Source organism: Photobacterium malacitanum, from assembly GCF_900185615.1.
Lineage (GTDB): Bacteria > Pseudomonadota > Gammaproteobacteria > Enterobacterales > Vibrionaceae > Photobacterium > Photobacterium malacitanum.
Genome location: NZ_FYAK01000002.1, coordinates 456,805 through 474,360 on the forward strand (window position 1 = coordinate 456,805; position 17,556 = coordinate 474,360).

Annotated in this window: 11 protein-coding genes and 1 pseudogene; 8 read left to right on the plus strand and 4 right to left on the minus strand. The window is 39.0% G+C overall.

Features of this window, described 5'->3' with window-relative positions; translation table 11 throughout:
- Positions 1-24: 24 nt before the first annotated feature.
- A complete protein-coding gene (locus PMAL9190_RS07315; protein ID WP_159458370.1) occupies positions 25-5,274 on the minus strand; it encodes a choice-of-anchor A family protein in 5,250 nt (1,749 codons plus the stop codon).
- A 301-nt stretch (positions 5,275-5,575) separates the two neighbouring features.
- Here PMAL9190_RS07315 and PMAL9190_RS20445 point away from each other — a divergent pair, with 301 nt between their 5' ends.
- Positions 5,576-5,710, plus strand: coding sequence for a hypothetical protein (locus PMAL9190_RS20445; protein ID WP_268808109.1), 135 nt, complete (start codon positions 5,576-5,578; stop codon positions 5,708-5,710).
- A gap of 142 nt (positions 5,711-5,852) precedes the next feature.
- On the opposite strand, the pseudogene tnpC reads toward PMAL9190_RS20445, so the two are convergent.
- Positions 5,853-6,437 (minus strand): annotated as a pseudogene (tnpC, locus tag PMAL9190_RS07320) (IS66 family transposase); the annotation flags it as partial.
- A gap of 69 nt (positions 6,438-6,506) precedes the next feature.
- Here tnpC and PMAL9190_RS07325 point away from each other — a divergent pair.
- The 3 genes from PMAL9190_RS07325 (at position 6,507) to PMAL9190_RS07335 (ending at position 9,998) form a co-directional block, all read left to right on the plus strand.
- A protein-coding gene (locus PMAL9190_RS07325; RefSeq protein ID WP_370738754.1) for an IS3 family transposase occupies positions 6,507-7,684 on the plus strand; the annotation gives its coding sequence in 2 pieces (ribosomal slippage) (positions 6,507-6,774 and positions 6,774-7,684; 1,179 coding nt in all).
- Positions 7,678-7,980, plus strand: coding sequence for a hypothetical protein (locus tag PMAL9190_RS07330; RefSeq protein ID WP_144384330.1), 303 nt, complete (start codon positions 7,678-7,680; stop codon positions 7,978-7,980). Before PMAL9190_RS07325 ends, PMAL9190_RS07330 begins: the two co-directional genes overlap by 7 nt.
- A complete protein-coding gene (locus PMAL9190_RS07335) occupies positions 7,977-9,998 on the plus strand; it encodes a DNA phosphorothioation-associated putative methyltransferase (RefSeq protein WP_087844573.1) in 2,022 nt (673 codons plus the stop codon). The genes PMAL9190_RS07330 and PMAL9190_RS07335 overlap by 4 nt, the downstream gene beginning before the upstream one ends.
- A 4-nt stretch (positions 9,999-10,002) precedes the next feature.
- Here the strand turns inward: PMAL9190_RS07335 and PMAL9190_RS07340 are convergent, their stop codons facing one another.
- Together PMAL9190_RS07340 and dndA are read right to left on the minus strand one after the other, a co-directional pair.
- Positions 10,003-10,806, minus strand: coding sequence for a restriction endonuclease (locus PMAL9190_RS07340; protein WP_087844574.1), 804 nt, complete (start codon positions 10,804-10,806; stop codon positions 10,003-10,005).
- Between the two features lie 6 nt (positions 10,807-10,812).
- On the minus strand, positions 10,813-11,937 hold the full coding sequence (gene dndA / locus PMAL9190_RS07345) for a cysteine desulfurase DndA (protein WP_087844575.1): 1,125 nt from the start codon (positions 11,935-11,937) through the stop codon (positions 10,813-10,815).
- A 113-nt stretch (positions 11,938-12,050) separates the two neighbouring features.
- Between dndA and dndB the strand changes: the two genes are divergently transcribed.
- Genes dndB through dndE form a run of 4 tightly spaced genes read left to right on the plus strand, consistent with a single transcriptional unit; the run spans position 12,051 to position 17,450 of the window.
- Positions 12,051-13,145: a DNA sulfur modification protein DndB gene (gene dndB, locus PMAL9190_RS07350; RefSeq protein WP_087844576.1), complete on the plus strand. Its 1,095-nt coding sequence runs from the start codon at positions 12,051-12,053 to the stop codon at positions 13,143-13,145.
- 8 nt (positions 13,146-13,153) lie between these two features.
- Positions 13,154-15,118 (plus strand): DNA phosphorothioation system sulfurtransferase DndC, encoded by a 1,965-nt coding sequence (dndC, locus tag PMAL9190_RS07355; RefSeq protein ID WP_087844577.1) that lies wholly within the window; start codon positions 13,154-13,156, stop codon positions 15,116-15,118.
- Complete coding sequence (dndD, locus tag PMAL9190_RS07360; RefSeq protein ID WP_087844578.1) at positions 15,115-17,085, plus strand: DNA sulfur modification protein DndD; 1,971 nt, start codon at positions 15,115-15,117, stop codon at positions 17,083-17,085. Before dndC ends, dndD begins: the two co-directional genes overlap by 4 nt.
- Positions 17,082-17,450 carry a DNA sulfur modification protein DndE gene (gene dndE, locus PMAL9190_RS07365; RefSeq protein ID WP_200813384.1) on the plus strand — a complete coding sequence of 123 codons (369 nt, stop codon included), beginning with the start codon at positions 17,082-17,084 and terminating at the stop codon, positions 17,448-17,450. Before dndD ends, dndE begins: the two co-directional genes overlap by 4 nt.
- The last annotated feature ends 106 nt before the right edge of the window (positions 17,451-17,556 follow it).

Below are 17,556 nucleotides of genomic sequence, written 5' to 3' on the forward strand. Positions count from 1 at the left end.
ATTTATATCCCTATATTCCGGTGGTTACTGCAAAGGTACGCGACAAATACGGCGATTAAACTCACCCGGCGCTGTTACTTCTATCGCGAAACGTTGAGTGACAGCCTTCCTAGTTAAGTCACTCACTTCCAGAACCACGTCCTGCAACCCAATCTGCTTGTTGTTTGCTAACCATTGAACGAGTCCGGACTGACTGATACTCATTCCTTCTGGCGCGCTAAGCAGGCGATATCGCAATGCATCGCCATCAGGGTCACTCGCAACAACCTGATAAAGGTACACAAACTCAGTTCGGGCGCGAAGTTTAGGTAAACTTGTCAACACTGGCGGTTGGCTTTCACCTAGATATTTAACGGTTAGATTGAACTTCTGTGTATCACTGTTCCCAACGGAATCAAACACCGAAACACTTACGTAATGATCACCAACATCGTTTTCAGTGACACTCCAGGAGAGAACGCCAGAGTTGCTTACTGCCATCCCTACTGGGCCTTCGTCAAGCTGATAACGTAAAGGATCATTGTCCAAATCAACCACTGTCATCGGGTACGCATAATCCATCCCGTTATACGCTGATAGTACAGGGGTACTCGTTATTACCGGCTCGTTTCCGCTGTTTACACGAATGCTGTACATTTGCTCCGCATATGCACCATAGTTATCATAAACTCTTAAAGTAATGGGATTACTTCCCTTCTGATTGATTTCAGGAAGCCAGGTTACCGTCCCGCTTCTAGAGACAGTCATTCCTGCTGGCGCTTCAATTAAGCGATAAGTTAGATCATCACCATCAGGATCCGCTGCAATAATAAGGTCCTGATAACTGGTCCCCACAAAGGCTTCAAGTAAAGGGACGGATGTAATGACAGGGTAAACATTGTTTAACACTTCACGAACAGTAACATTGAAGCTTTGTGTGCTTTGCATACCAAAAGGGTCTTCAGCAACAACAACAAAGGTGTGCGTACCCAACCGGGAAGCATTTGGTGTCCATTCGATTTCATTTGACGCGGTTAACACAGCCCCTTCAGGAGCCGTTGCCAACGAGAACGATACTGGGTCACCATTTGGATCCTTAGCAGACACCAAGTATTTGTAGGGGGTATCAATTGCTGCAATACCTGTTGGACTACTCGTAAACTCCGGTGCGGCGTTACTCGGATAGTAACTAAAGCTAAAACTTTGCTCCGCAAAGACGCCCGACTGATCAGCGACTCGGATACGTACGCTGAACTTTCCGTCAAGTTGTGTACTGGCTGGCCATATGACTAAACCATTCGTGTCTATCACCATTCCAGCAGATGCTTCCATCAACAGGTATGACAGCGATTCACCTTCTGGATCTGAAGCCAGCACCTGATAGTGCAAGTCCCCATCACTCTCAACTCGCCAACTTGGTTGGCTTGCAATGAGTGGTGGTTGATTTGCAGTTTCAACTACCTGTACATCGAAGCTCTGAGTTGTGACGAGTCCTCCGTCACTTCTCGCAGCAACCCTAACAGAATACGTCCCTGATTTACTCGGCTGCCACAATACCAAGTTGTTAGCATCAAGGGTCATTCCGTCCGGGAAAGCTTGCAGACTAACGTCTATCGGTTGTCCTAAGCTGTCCGATACCAACACTTGGTATGTGAACGTTTCGCCCAATTGCAGATACGTTGTAGGTGTGCTGGTAAACTCTGGAGCGTCTCCTGTGGTGACGGCAAAGATAACAAACGACTGGATGGCAACTAAGTTTTTATCATCGATAACTTCGACGATAACGCTGTGTCCGCCATCTCCACTGACTTGATCCGGACGCCAGCTAATTTCACCCGTGTTTTCATCAATGATCATTCCTTCTGGTGACTCGATAAGCTGATAAACAAGACGGACATTTCGATCACTCTCTGCTACCACCTGGTAATAGTAACTCGCCCCTACCTGCGCTTTTAACAATGGCTCACTGATAATTATTGGTGCCCGTAGAAAATCGAGAACATCAAATGAAAGCAGTGTTGTCGACTGCAGACCCGTGAGATCTTGCACTGCAACTTCAGCCATCAGCTGCCCAACGTCAGATTGCGTTGGCTGCCACGAGACAACACCACTGGTACCATTGACACGCATGCCAGCAGGTGCATCAACAAGAGCGAATGAAAAATCATCCCCAACATTCGGATCTGAAACGTTCAACGCTAATTGGAATTTCTCACCAACCTCAAGCACAATTGGAGGGACTGGTTCAATGACTGGGGACTCATTGCTCTCCGCCACGTTAACCGCAAACCATTGTGTAGCTTCTGCCACTTGACTATCCGTCACTTTAACTTTGGCAATCATGGCGCGCGTCTCATTGTTATCGGTCAGGCACTCCTCATTGCTACTAACAACTATGGTTTCAATGTCATCACCCAAGGCGCTTTCTGGTATATCTTTTAATACCAATGGCTGGCTGCTTTCTGTAGCTATGTTTTGAACATCAACCTGCCCAATAAAAACACCTTGACTATAGAAAGCGACAGCGAAAGGATGCGTTGTGTCTGCCAGACCCCGATTGTTCAGCGTCGCAGCTACATGTACTAATCCACTCTTGCTTTCTGAAAGCATTATCCGGTTAACTTGTAAGTCGGCCAGATAAATAGGAGGGAGTTGATCTATGATCTCCTTAATCTTAATATCAACAATCGCCTCAGAAAAAGACTTCGCTCTAAGTCCCCCACTTCGCAGGAAGTTAAGGTCCCAGGCTGCTCCCCCGCTTTCAATGGCCAAGTTCACGTAATCTCTTATACTGGCGCCAGAACCGCTTACAGCCCTTGCCCCATTACAGGTGTAGTAACTGCCACTGCCATCGGCTACAAAGCCTATTCCTTCAGCAGTCATCCCCATTGCAGAACTGCCATCGTCACACCTGAACGATGAGTTAGTGACAGCATTGAGTAAGGTCCTGGTTGACTTGAGTTGCTCCAACATCTGTTGGTATGACCAAGATAAGGTGACATCTCGGTCTTCATCTGTAACAAGGATTAAGTTCTTCGCAGAGTCCGTTCTTAATGAGTAAGTATCCAGCGTTCCTTTCATAGCACGATATCCATCTTCGGTTCCGCCATAGAGTCTTAGCTGCGCCGCTAAACGGCTGAAGCCGGCTGAATCAACCATTTTCTCCCTATCAACCATCAGATAGCGGGGTCCGCGTTCATACCCGATCAGACCATAATGATTCTTCGCTGTGTCTTCACCAACACCCGCATCAGCCAGACCTACTTCCAATGAAGCCACTAGGTCTTTGAGCCAGTTGTGCTCTCCAGACATAGATCCAGACTCGTCCACCACGACAAAAACATCTGCACTACCGCTCACGCGAGTGGTCGTTCCCTGAATTATTTTGCATTGCTGGTTAGTTTGCTCAAACCCTTGAGGTGGCAATAAGACATTCTGCCACTGCACTTCTCCGGTAAGAGGGTCAATCGTTATGTCTTTATGACCATGCACCAGACTGAAATGCAGTTGTGTCTCCTTGTCGTCCGTAGCGGTAACCTGGTAATAATAAGGCCGCTCTTTAGCAACCACTTCGACGGGTAGTGAGGTAATCTGTGGCGGTTCGTTGGCCACCGAAACGACGGTTAGCCGGTATTGCTGATTATCGGTTAACCCCGGAGCATCTCTAACCTGAACACGTACTGTCACCGGTGGTTCTAAACTTTCCGGTTTCCAGGTGATAAGGCCAGTATCCGCATCAATAACCATTCCCACTGGTGCGTCTAACAGTTCGAACGTCAGAGGATGAGACTCTTCATCTATCGCGACAACCTGATAGAGATAAAGATCTTGCAGCACGACCTCAGAAATAGGTGCAGACACGATAACAGGCGCATTGTTACCCAGCGCAGTAACGTTAACATTAAAGCTTTGGCTATCTTCTGCTTTACCGTCGCTAACAACGACTTTAACAAGATGACTACCTGTGTCTCCGTTAGAAATAGGCCATGTAATCAATCCTACTTCAGCGTCGATTAGCATGTTTTGTGGCGCATTATCCAAACGGAATGAAAGTCCATCCCCGTCTAAATCTATAGCGGAGACCGTGTAGCTATACCGCGTATCAATGGTGCTTTCTGTAATAGGCGTCGACGTGATTTCAGGGGCGTAATTAGATGGAGCATCTAATCTCACAGCAAAAGTCTGGCTGTCAAACTCCCCTTTATCATCAGTCGCAATCACTTCGACTGGAAACTCACCAAAAGAAGACGCTAGAATGTCTGTTGTAACCCAAGAAATCACCCCGGTAATTGGATTGATCACCATACCATCAGGTGACTGTGCCAACGAATACGTAATCGGATCATGATCAGGGTCATTGGCCACGACAACATATTGATATTCATCGGGCCAAGTAACTTGAGTAACCAGCGTTGACTCAATCACAGGAGGTTCATTGAAGCTGACTAAAGAGGTCAAGTCCCCTTTAAACAGCTCCCCGCCCAAGTGCATCGAACCAACCCACTGGTTCGCTATCACGGTTCCCATCAAATCGCCATGTGGTGCACTAATATTTGCATTAGGCGCCAACACATGACCTTCAATTCTTATTCCTGCAAACTTCAGCTCACTGGAGTCGGGGAAGTTGAAAAGTACTCTTTCTCTGTGAACGGCAAGAGATGACATACTTTTGCTCTGTACACTATTAAATTTCGTGCTGTCACCAAGCATATTAATGATAATGGTTGCTTCAGGAGGAAGGCAGCTAAACTCAAAAGTATGAGCAGATTGAAATTGCGCACCATCAATATTAAACACTTGAACCGGAGAAGCACAATCACCTTCGAGGTATAACCCGCCCCACTGATATTTTGACTCACCGGTTACTTCTGCTTCAGAAAGTTGCCGTGATACTTCCTGATAGTATTCTTTCGACGAGAATATGGAGTTTTCAAGCGCTATATTTTCAATACTCACACCAGCAGGAAAACCTGCAATAACTGAACTGCTAACTCCGCTAACGTCGCCTTCAATGCGTATTTTCCCTTGATAAAGGCGACCTAAACTAAAGTTAACATCCCCTTCTACGAGCAAGCCAAAATCGCTATAGTCTGAGGGCAAGCCAGCACCAATAGAATATCCACCGATGTCGAGGTTTCCACCAACAGCTAGCCCTCGCTGACTATTACCGGATTCGGAGTTGAAGTCACTAAAAATATACCCACTAAAGTTAGTGGCTGGCAAAAGTAAATCATCTTTTCCAGCGTTACTTGGATAAGATGCTACAAAAGTTAATAATAGTAAGAGGATATTCATTGTCCTCATTGGATAACCTTCCTTAGTTATTTCAAATCTGTGACTACAATTTTTAATATTTCATGTGGAGTTAAGTTTCCCTTCCTGAAAAATGGTACATTAATCAATCAACTTAATTATGCACATCATCTATTTTTATCTACCAACGCAGCATTAACATTGAATGATAAATATATAAATTACTTTGTAATGTGTAAGCGCACCATAAACACCAAACTCTAATCACTCAAAACGAAAAACAAGAACAATCTAAAGAAGATTTAAAATACTTAACCGACTAAATAGCCAAGAATAGAAAATCATGATCAAACAATTTGAATCAAGTTCATTATTAAATATTCTACATGGCATGCCGCCAACTTATGTTGCTGGATTAATGGACTTACAGCAATTATCGAAAATGACACTTATTGAGCTTTTGGCAAAAGGGAGTTGATCTAATTTACAAATAAGCAAAGCGATACAATAATTAAAGACCGTAGTGAAAAACGTAAGACTGCAGCAACATTATTCTTGGAAATACCAATACGCAATGCAGCTCTATCGTATCCGCCCCATGAACCCACGGGGCGATATAATTAGTGTTTGAAGTTCCAAGGTAGTAGCGCATTTATTTCTGGTTCAGGTTGCGCCAGTTCTTTCATGCATTTGACCAGGTAATCGTAAAGGATAAGTCCGTTGGCTTTGGCTGTTTCCACGATGCTGTAAAGCATCGCACTTGCATCTGCACCACTTGGTGCATTAGAAAATAACCAGTTTTTTCTACCTATCACTAACGGCTTGATTGCGCGCTCAGCGCGATTATTATCAATAGATAAGTGACCATCATCAATATAACGGATAAGTTTAGGCCATTGGCCTAGCGTGTATTTTATCGCTTTTCCTAACGAACTTGACGATAACACTTGTTGAGTTGTCATCCATTTATAAAGCTCATCCAATATCGGCTTAGCGTACGTCTGACGTTCTGCTTTGCGTTGCTCAGCAGACGCCCCTTTCAGCCTCGATTCTATACCATAGAGCTTTTGGATTTTCGACAGGGCGTTATCCGCTTTACCTGATTTACCTTTGCCTTGAAGTTTCTTAGCATCCATGAATTTGCGACGAGCGTGAGCGAAGCAACCCACATTAGTCACTTGGACAAGTCCATCATAAGCGGTGTAGTGGTACATTAAATTTGGCCACCTACTCAGAGGTGATATCATCACCTCATAACATGGATAGGTGACATTATGACAAAGCGTACAAGACGATTATTTAGTGCTGAATTTAAGCTTGAAGCAGCACAATTAGTTCTAGAACAAAATTACTCAGTAACAGAAGCAGCCCAAGCAATGAATGTGGGTAAATCTACGATGGATAAGTGGGTTCGACAGCTTAAAGAGGAGCGCCAAGGAAAAGCTCCCAAAGCATCACCAATGACACCTGAACAAATTGAAATACGAGAATTAAAAAAGAAGTTAGCGACACTTGATGAGCATAATGAAATATTAAAAAAAGCCACTGCTCTCTTGATGTCAGACTCATTGAACAATTCTCGTTAATCGAGAAACTCAAGAAGAGCCACAGCATAACAACGTTATGCAAAGTATTAGGTGCTCATCGCAGTAGTTATAAATATTGGCAGAGACGGCCAAAGTCTATTTCTATTGAATTGATTAAACTTCGTTGTTTAATCAAAGAGGTACATGCAGCTAGCAATGGTTCTGCAGGGGCTAGAAGTATTGCCGGTATGGTTACTGCTCAAGGCATCGCCTTGAGCAGATATCGTGCATCTAAGCTAATGAAAGGCCTTAATCTTGTTAGCTGCCAATCACCGAAACATCGATACCGTAAAGCAAAACAGGAACATATCGCGATTCCTAATCATCTTGATCGTCAATTTGCGGTTACATCACCAAATCAAGTTTGGGTCGGTGATGTGACCTATGTTTGGACTGTAAATCGTTGGATGTATCTTGCTGTAGTTATCGATCTATTTTCGAGAAAACCTATTGGTTGGGCGATGTCTCTATCGCCTGATAGTCGATTAACAGGTAAAGCACTTCTGATGGCTTATGAATCACGACATAAACCTAAAGAGGTTATGTTCCACAGCGATCAAGGCAGTCATTATACAAGTCGCTACTATCGACAATTATTATGGCGATGCCAGATTAAACAAAGTTTATCTCGTCGGGGAAATTGTTGGGATAACGCACCAATGGAACGTTTCTTTAGAAGTTTAAAAACAGAATGGGTTCCAAATGTTGGCTATCGTAGTTTTGCTGAAGCAAAACATGAAATCACTCGATATATTATTGGTTATTACAGCCAATTACGACCACATCAATATAATGGCGGATTAACACCGAATGAATCAGAACGATTATATTGGTTAACCTCTAAAACCGTGGCCAGTATTTGTTGACCACTACAAATAGTCGAGGCAACCCTATATGCAAACGTGGTGGCTTAGCTTGTGATTTTATCGTTAAGGGATTTGAAGAAAATATGGGCATTATTGCAAAATATATCGTACAGAACTTACCCTTTGATCGCATTTACTTCTATGGCAATAATAAACCACTCCATGTCAGTATTGGCCCAGATAATAGCCAATTTATTCAATACATGTTGCCATCACCAAAAACAGGCTTACGTTACCCAGGAAAAAGATATAATAAAGATAACTACTTAACTGCAGAATTTAAGGATGAAATATGAATGCAGCACTATTTAAAGAGCTCATATCACAACTAAAAGTAGGCAAACAATTACCTGACGCTATATATATTCATAAAGATGCTCTTATTGAAGCATCGGAATCATTACAAAATTTTATTCCGGCCGTAGCTCAAGCTGTTAAGGTTAGCGAATGGGATCTCGTGAAGCTTTATAAGAAAGATTTTCGACTATCACTGTTAAGTTACCCTACTTTTTATTCAGAGTCTTACCCCGCCCTACAGCAAAGTGTAAATATCGATTTAGTTAAGCTCACACATAAGGTGACCGATTACAGTAACTCCGATAACCCGCCAATTCTGCATCGTAAAGAAACCATGATCACGCCGAGTAACCCGCATTTTGAACATTTTAAAAATATTACTCAAGAAGGTGAAAATGCAGGATTATATGAAAATACTCGTATTATTGGCTTCAAACGTTCTTGGCAAAATATTATAGAAAAAAAAGGTTATGAGTTAGTCGACGGTCGGTTATTCAGATGCTCAGCGGTTAGTCCATCTGTTGACGATCCAACTATAGATAGACATAAAACAGCGATTGTACGTCACGACCTTTCTGCACCGATGAAAACATTAGTTAAAAATGGTTATTTAAACGGTGAATATTCTATTTTTGACTATGGCTGCGGTCGAGGTGATGATCTCAGAGAGCTGGAAGCACATGGGCTAGATGCTATAGGCTGGGATCCTAACTTTCAACCAGATAACGATAAAACACCTTCTGATATCGTTAATTTAGGCTTTGTACTTAATGTTATTGAAGATCAAGATGAACGTTTAGAAGCATTACTTGGCGCTTGGGATTTAGCTACTGGCTTACTAGTGGTATCTGTAATGCTTGCTAATGATAGCTACATTGCACAATTTAAATCATACAAAGATGGTGTTATTACTTCTCGTAATACATTCCAAAAATATTATGCGCAATCAGAAATCAAAGCCTACCTAGAACGGAATCTACAAGAAGAAGCAATAGCTGTTGCCCCCGGTATTTTCTATCTCTTCAAAGATAAACTAGCAGAACAAAGTTATCTTCAGCAAAAATATAAACGTCATCATACATGGCAACAACTCACATCCCCCCAACCAGTAGACGCAAAAGATAAAGCTAAATTACTCATCGCGCAGCATCAACAGCTCTTTGATGATTTCTGGCATACTTGCTTAGATCTGGGGCGTATTCCAGCTAATGAAGAATTTGATCAATCTGGAAAAATCAGAGAACTCATTGGCTCACACAAAAAGGTCTTCAATCTACTACAAGATATGTTTGACACTGAAGAGTTCAAACAAGCAGAAAAAAATCGTAAAGAGGATTTGTTACTCTACTTTGCAATGGAATTATTTGAAAAACGTAAACCTTACACGCAACAACCAGAAGTATTAAAACGAGATATCAAAGCACTCTTTGGTGAATACAATACCGCGATTAATTTGGCGACAGAACTTTTATTTGCGATTGCTGATACTAAGTTAATCAACACTCAATGTGAAAAAGCACATAAAACAATATCTGCTAGCTTATTAAACGATAGTCATTCACTGATCTTTCATCGTGATTTTATTGATGAACTACCACTATTATTGCGTGTTTATGTTGGTGCAGCATTACAGATGTATGGTGAACTTGATGAAGAGATCGATCTTATTAAAATCCATATCACATCAGGTAAGCTGACTCTTACCGCTTATGACAACTTCGAGAACTCCGTCCCTTTCTTAGTTGAGCGCATAAAAATAAAAATGGCTGAACAAGATATCGATTTCTTTGACTACATAAATGAGAGCCGAAGACCACCGCTGCTCAATAAGCATCTATATACGACTCAATCTCATCATATGTATAGAAAACAGCTGAGTTTTGATAAACGATTAGCTAAGTTGATGGAGTTTGAACCAACTGAGGAAACTCAGATGGCTCGAACCGAATTTGAGGTACTTTTAGGTAAACATAATAAAAAAATCAGAGCGTTTACATTGAGTTCCCTAAAAAATTAGTGAATCAGCTAAATATAAGATCCGCATCAAAGTCATAAATTTCAACTTGCTGCCTTTGAATTCCTATACCTTTTTCAATAATTGTTTCTGCTAATTGTTCGCCATCAATTAGCACAATAGGAACACAACCAGGCTTAAACGACACAGCTTGAGCTTCTTTGGTGAAGCTACTTGTCGTAATAAAGATACCTTGTTCATATTCTCCAGTAATATCACCTCTAAACTGAGAAACGTCAGGACGACCGACCTTATTATTTTCAGCATATCGTTTACACTGAGCCGCAACTCTCATTTCTGCGATACCAATTTTTAGAGCTCCTTTCACATCTATCCCGCCATCTCGACCGACAGATGTGACAGTCATATTTTTAAATCCATATCTGTTTAAAAATAACTCACTAAACTCTTCAAATTCACTCGGAGATAATGCCCGCAAATATGTTAATATTTCAACCTTACACTTCTCTTTTTGCTGAGTTGCTAACTCAAAAATTTGCTCAGAACAATTATCACTTTGAAGTTCCTCAGGCGAAGGCTCTTTAACTTCGTAATTTACCGAAAATTCTCGGAACTCTTCAAGAAGCTCATATTCCCCATTAGTATATTTATAAAAATACCTATCTGCATTCATTTTGGAAAAAGCTTTGTTCTTGGTATGTTTATCCATCGTAACTCTAAGAACTTCAACCGGTTTTTTTGCGCCGAAAACATATAGCTTTTTATCTACAATCGTTTCATAGATTGCCGAAGCTGTTGCTGGTTTTTTTATAAAATTAAGTGCCGCTATCGCAGCTTCGTAAATCTTCATGGCGATTTATAAGTATTGCTTAATCTTTTCAATAATTTCCGCTAATGGTAACTCTTTTGTTTGATAACACCAAGACATACGGATCGCATTATCGATACGATCTTCATTGAATCCCATCGCTGTCAAAACATGACTTGGGGTATAGCTTGAAGATGTACAAGCTGAACCATTCGAAACCGCAACGATTCCCTTTAAAGCGACCATTGCGGCCTCAGAATTAACCTCAGGAATAGAAAAATTAAGCACGTGGGGTACAGTATTTTCACCATTAACCATAATACCTATTTCAGAAAAGGCACTAAGGGCTTTATCTTTTAAAATTTGACAATGTTGAGACCACCTTTCAGAATTCTTATTAGCTAAAGAACATGCCTCCCCTAAACCGGCAATCAACGCAACAGGAAGCGTACCCGGTCTTAAACCACGCTCTTGACCACCACCATACATTAACGGTTGCAATGGGATCTTTTTAAAACCTCTTCGCCTCACAATAAGAGAACCAACTCCTTTCGGTCCATATAACTTATGCGCGCTAACACTAATCATATCAACACGATCATGTTTTAAGGCTTCACTATACTTTCCAAAACCTTGTGCTGCATCTACATGAAAATAAGCTTCATGATCATTCAAAACATCACAATAACCGTCAATATCCTGAACAGAACCAGTTTCATTATTAATATGCATAATGCTAACTAAAAAAGTATCTTCTCTCAGTGCATTTGATAATAGTTCTTTTGATACAACTCCTGACTCATCGCAATCAAGATAAGTTACGTCAAAACCTTCAGACTCCAAAACCTCAATAGGCTCTAAAACCGCTTTATGCTCAATTTTAGTCGTTATTATATGCTTCTTATTATGTTTTTTTGCCCACGATTTAAGACCAAGAATTGCAAGATTATTGCTTTCAGTTGCACCACTAGTAAATATCACTTCATTTTTCTCAACACCAACAATATCAGCAACTTGCTGTCTAGCAAGCTCTGTTGCCTTTTTAGCTATCATTCCAAATTCATGAGTCCTACTGCCTGAATTTCCATATTCTTCAATCATATACTTTCGAACTATTTCAGCGACCTCTGGAGCCATTGGAGTAGTCGCATTGCAATCTAAATATATAGCCATTTTAAAGCCTTAACAAATTAGGAGACATTAATAAGCAACTAGCGTATATTACACGAATTGTTCGTACGAACAATCATAATTGTTCGTGAAAACATTGTACTTATGGATAAAATATGACTGACGTAATCTCTGGAACATCGTTCCCAGCCATAAAAGGCATACAAGCAGATACCGAATTTTACACTGTGATGTGCCCACTCAAAAGATTAAAGCGTATATTTACATTTGATGAAAGTACATTACCAGTAAAAGATCGGGCGCAAAGAATTTTAAATCTCGATCGTATACCTGAAATAAGTAACTATATCTTAGAAAATAGAGATAGTTATGTCTTCTCTGCATTGACAGCATGTATTGATGGCGAAACTGAATTTACACCGATTGGAAGAGGTAAACACCAACAAAAAATTGGTACTCTAACCATCGATGATGATGCAGAAGTTTACATTACTGATGGACAACACCGTAATGCAGCAATTAATGAAGCACTGAAACAGGATCCATCACTTGGTGAGGAAAATATTTCAGTTGTATTTTTTGTTGGGAAGTCTTTACCAGAAAGACAAAAAATATTTAAAGACCTTAATTTATACCCGGTAAAAACTGATAGTTCTCTGAGTATCACTTACGATGGAAAACCAGACGCTCTTCTATCTAAGAATGTCGTATTTGAAAGTAAAATTCTATCTAAATTGATACATATGGAAAATAGCAATCTAGGCAAACGTTCAAAAAAACTAGTTAGTCACAGTGCATTAAACAAGGCGACCAAAGAGCTTTTTGATGAAATCAATGAGAGCACATACAAAGAGCAAACTTTCATCGCTCGTGAATTTTGGGAACATCTTGTTGATGTAATTCCTGCTTGGCAGTTAGTTTATAAAGAACAGGTCTCTGGCGGCGAAATAAGAGAAGAATCAATTCATGCTTATTCTGTCACATTTCAAGCCCTAGGTATTGTCGGTTACTGGTTATTAAAGAATGATCCGTCTTGGAAGAAAACGACTAAAGCATTAAAAGATATAGACTGGTCAAGAAATAACAAAGAAGATTGGGACGGTAGATGTGTTGTCAATGGAGCCATGCGTAACTCGTCTGTTGCGATGAAGCTAACAGCAAATAGAATTAAACATTATCTCTCAATCCCCTTAAGCACGAAAGAAAAAATTGAAGAGACCAAATTCACACAAGCGAATCAGAGCAAGTAAAACTAATTATGACAGTAAAAACTCAACCAGTGCGTTACTCAGCCTTTAACGAACTTGGGTTCAAAGAAACAATTCAACGTTTAGTAGCAAAAACAAAAGAACTTTACCTAAAAGATGATATTCCTTGGGTTATTGGCTACAGCGGTGGCAAAGATTCAACTGCAATTGTACAAATTATTTGGAATGCTGTTTCCGAACTTAAATCTGAAGGCAAAGCCACAAAACCTGTTCATGTTATCAGTACAGATACACTGGTTGAAAACCCTATCGTTGCTATTTGGGTTGACCGTTCACTTAAGCAAATGAAGAAAGCAGTTATTGAACAAGATCTACCAATTCAGCCTCACAAACTAACCCCAAAAACAGAAAATCGCTTTTGGGTTAATTTAATAGGTAAAGGCTACCCTGCTCCACGTTATAAGTTTCGTTGGTGTACAGATCGTTTAAAAATCAGCCCATCAAACACATTCATTCAAGATGTAGTAAAAAAGAATGGTGAAGCTATTCTTGTTCTTGGTACACGTAAACACGAAAGTACCATACGAACAACTAGCATGGAAAATATCGAAAATCGTTCAGATAACACCCGTAAAAATGATGGTTTAAACGTCAATACACAACTAGATCGCGTCTGGGTGTATACACCAGTAGAAGATTGGACGAATGATGATGTTTGGTCGTTTCTAACACAACAAAAAAACCCTTGGGGTTATAAAAATACAGACTTACTTGGTATGTACCAAGGAGCTACCGATGGCGGAGAATGCCCCTTAGTTGTAGATCAATCAACACCAAGTTGTGGTGATAGTCGTTTTGGCTGCTATGTTTGCACCATGGTTGGTGAAGATAAATCAATGGCTGCAATGATTGCAAACGATGAAGAAAAAGAGTGGATGATACCACTACTGGCTCTTCGTAATGAAATTGATATCAATGATTCAAACAAAGACAAAAAAGCCAATAAAATAGCGAGAGATAAACATAACAGAGACTTTAGAAGAATGAATGGTAGTCTTACTGTTCATATCAGTATGAAGGAATTTAGTGAACAAAAAGACTTAACTGATAGTGAAGATATTTTTGAGCTATTGGCACAATATGAAGATAATACAGATTTCAAATACGAGAATTTACCTGCAGATATTGTTCGTGGCCCATACAAACAAGCATTTAGAGAATCAATGCTACGAAAAGTACTTCAAGCAGAAATAGAAGTCCGTAAATATGGTCCAACAGATGTAAAAAATCTTGAACTCTTAACTCTAGAAGACTTAGAAGAAATCCGCCGTATATGGGTCGATGACAAAAATGAAGCAGAAGATAGTCTGCCACTAATATATACAGAGATTACTGGGAAAAAATATCCAGGAGCCCAAAGAGCTTATAGCCCAGTGATAAATCATAGTATTCTTAGCCAGTTAAAAAACTTTTGCATACAGTACAATGATCCAGATGAACTTAAGTATCAGCAACTTAGAAATCTTCTTTCTATAGAAGATAAATATAAACATCAGTTGAGAAGAGCTAAAATTTCTGATGAATTAGAAACAACTATCGATAAAGGTGCATTTGAAAGTATTGATAATGCTCGTCGTTTTGCTTTAGCTAAAGTAAAAAATGAAGCTATTGTAAAGTTAAATCGATTACATAATGTTGGGGAAACAACCGATTTTCTACAAAATATTGTCAATAACTTACAAATACTAGATGCTAAAAAAGAACTTAGTAAGGTGAAAAAATATAGTACTTATTATTCAGAAATTATAACTACTGACTATGAGCCAGATGAAATATTCTCATTAGAAAAAAAATTAGTTCATGGCTTAATTAAACTATACGAATACTATATATACCAAATAAATAAATCTTTTGCTCTACTCGATAAAAAAGACATAGAAAAACAAGAAATTAATAATCGCAATGCAAAATTTCTCGCGGTAGACACTTTAATTGCAACAGGAAGCAACCAGTGATTTTTGAACAAGTAAAATTATACAATTTCGGTATTTATCAAGGTGAACATATTATCGACCTTAATGTTACTGATTATAAAAAACCTGTTGTTTTATTTGGCGGTTTAAATGGAGGTGGTAAAACTACATTTCTAGATTCATTCCAATTAGCTCTATATGGAAAAAACGCTAAGTGCTCTAACCGTGGGAAGTTATCTTATAGCGACTATTTAAAACAAGCAATCAATCGATACAGTGACGATAAAACAGCTTCTGTATCCTTGTCTTTCCGTCATACACAAAGAACTCAAACAAAAAGATACGAGGTTATCCGTTCTTGGGAAATGAATTCAAATAAAGAAATCACAGACAAGATCCAAGTTTTAATTAACGGAGAATTAGATAAATTTTTGACAGAAAACTGGACTGATTTTGTATCAGAATTTATCCCTCATAGTATGTCTGAATTATTCTTTTTTGATGGCGAAAAAATTGAGGATTTAGCAGATCCTATACGCTCAGCTCATTTTTTAAAAACAGGAATCGAGGCGTTATTAGGTCTTGAATTATTCTCTCAGCTATCAAAAGATCTAAATAATCAAAAACGTCGCCGTCAAGAACGTAATTTAGATAAAACCGCGAGTGAAAAAGTTGAAGTCCTCAAAAATAAAAAAATGCTTCTAGAAGAAAACTTACTCACTATAGAAGCTAATATACAAAAAACATTAGATGAGCAAAATAAATTATCAACTGAACTAAAAGAAATCGAGCTCCAAATGCAACATTCTGGCGCTAATTTATTAGATGATGTTGAAAAAATCAAATTAGAAAGAGAAGCTACAGAATCAAAACTAAAAGCCATTGATCACAACTTAATAAAACTCGCAGCAGGAGCACTGCCATTAGCAATTGCTAATAGTTTAATGCATGAGACAAAAAAACAGGCAATTTTAGAAATAGAAGCAAAAAGCTTTGAAAACGCCCAACAACATATAAAAACACAAAATAATGAGCTTTTAAATCGTCTATCGGAGTTACAAGGTAATGATATTGCAAAGCAGGTGGAATCACTGCTTGATTCCATCTACCAAAACTCAAAAAGTAACTTAGACCAAGAACAATATTTAGATATTAATCCAATCATTTTTGATTTTGCTGAAACTTCAATTGAATCAGAAAAAAGTGAAAGTTTAGTACTTTTAAGCCAAAAACAAGATCTAAAAGAAACCCTTGCTTTATTAGATAAAAAACTAGATACCGTTCCTGATTCTGAATCGGTCAAAGAACAAATTAAAGCAAAAGGTCGAGTTGAGGCGGCTATAGATCACTATAAAGCCTTATTAAATGATCTTATGGAAAATATGGCACAATGTAAATGTCAGCTTCATGACAATGAAGCTCGTTTAGATGCAACATTGATTCAACAAAATGCTGAAGACTTCGAAAGCCAACGAAACCAACAGGTTGCAGAGCACTTAGTTGAAATGAAAGATATTATTGATGGATTTAAAACTCAATTAATTCAAGAGAATATCTCAAAATTAGAAGCACGAATAAGTAATAAATTTAGAGCATTAGGAAGAAAATCTGAACTCATATCTAAAATTAATATTCACCCAATGTCATTTAAATTAACGCTTTTAGGTATTGATAGCAAAGAAATAGACTCCAAGCGACTATCTGCGGGTGAGCGTCAACTACTTTCAGTAGCAATTCTTTGGGCTCTTGCTGAATTGTCAGGTAAAGAAATACCAACAATCATTGATACGCCAATGGGACGTCTTGATGGACAGCATAGAACTAAGCTTATTGAAAATTATCTTCCAGAAGCAGCTGAACAAGTAATACTGCTATCAACCGATGAAGAGATTGCAGGGAAATACTACCAAAAATTAAAGCACTCTATCGCTAAGGAATATCATATCAGTTATGAAGAAAGTGCGAAGACATCGACAATTATTGAAGGCTACTTTGGGGAATCTGTATGAATATTGAAACTGTTCGCTTATCGGAAAAAGCTAAAGGCCAATTAGTTACCGTAAAGAAGAAAACTAAAATTGATAATTGGAATGTTCTTTGTCGATGGGCATTAATGCTTTCACTAAAAGAAGAAAGTATCCCACCGCATGAGGATATTATCACCAATAGTAACGTAGAAATGACGTGGAAAGTCTTTGGTGGTGAATTTTCAGATATTTATTTAGCAGTGCTACGACAACGAATAAAAAAAGACTTCGGAAAAATAAATGAAGATGAGCTTAACTACCACTTTAAACTTCACCTCCATCGAGGGATCTCATATTTGTTAAGTAAATCAAAAAGTATAGATACTTTAATAAAGTTATCTTTTTAAATAAAAATTTTTACATAAAAGGAACAATACGATGATTGAACAGATATGAGGTTATAAATATCACTTAGATGCTGACATGCAGCAAGATCACAATCAAAGAACCCAG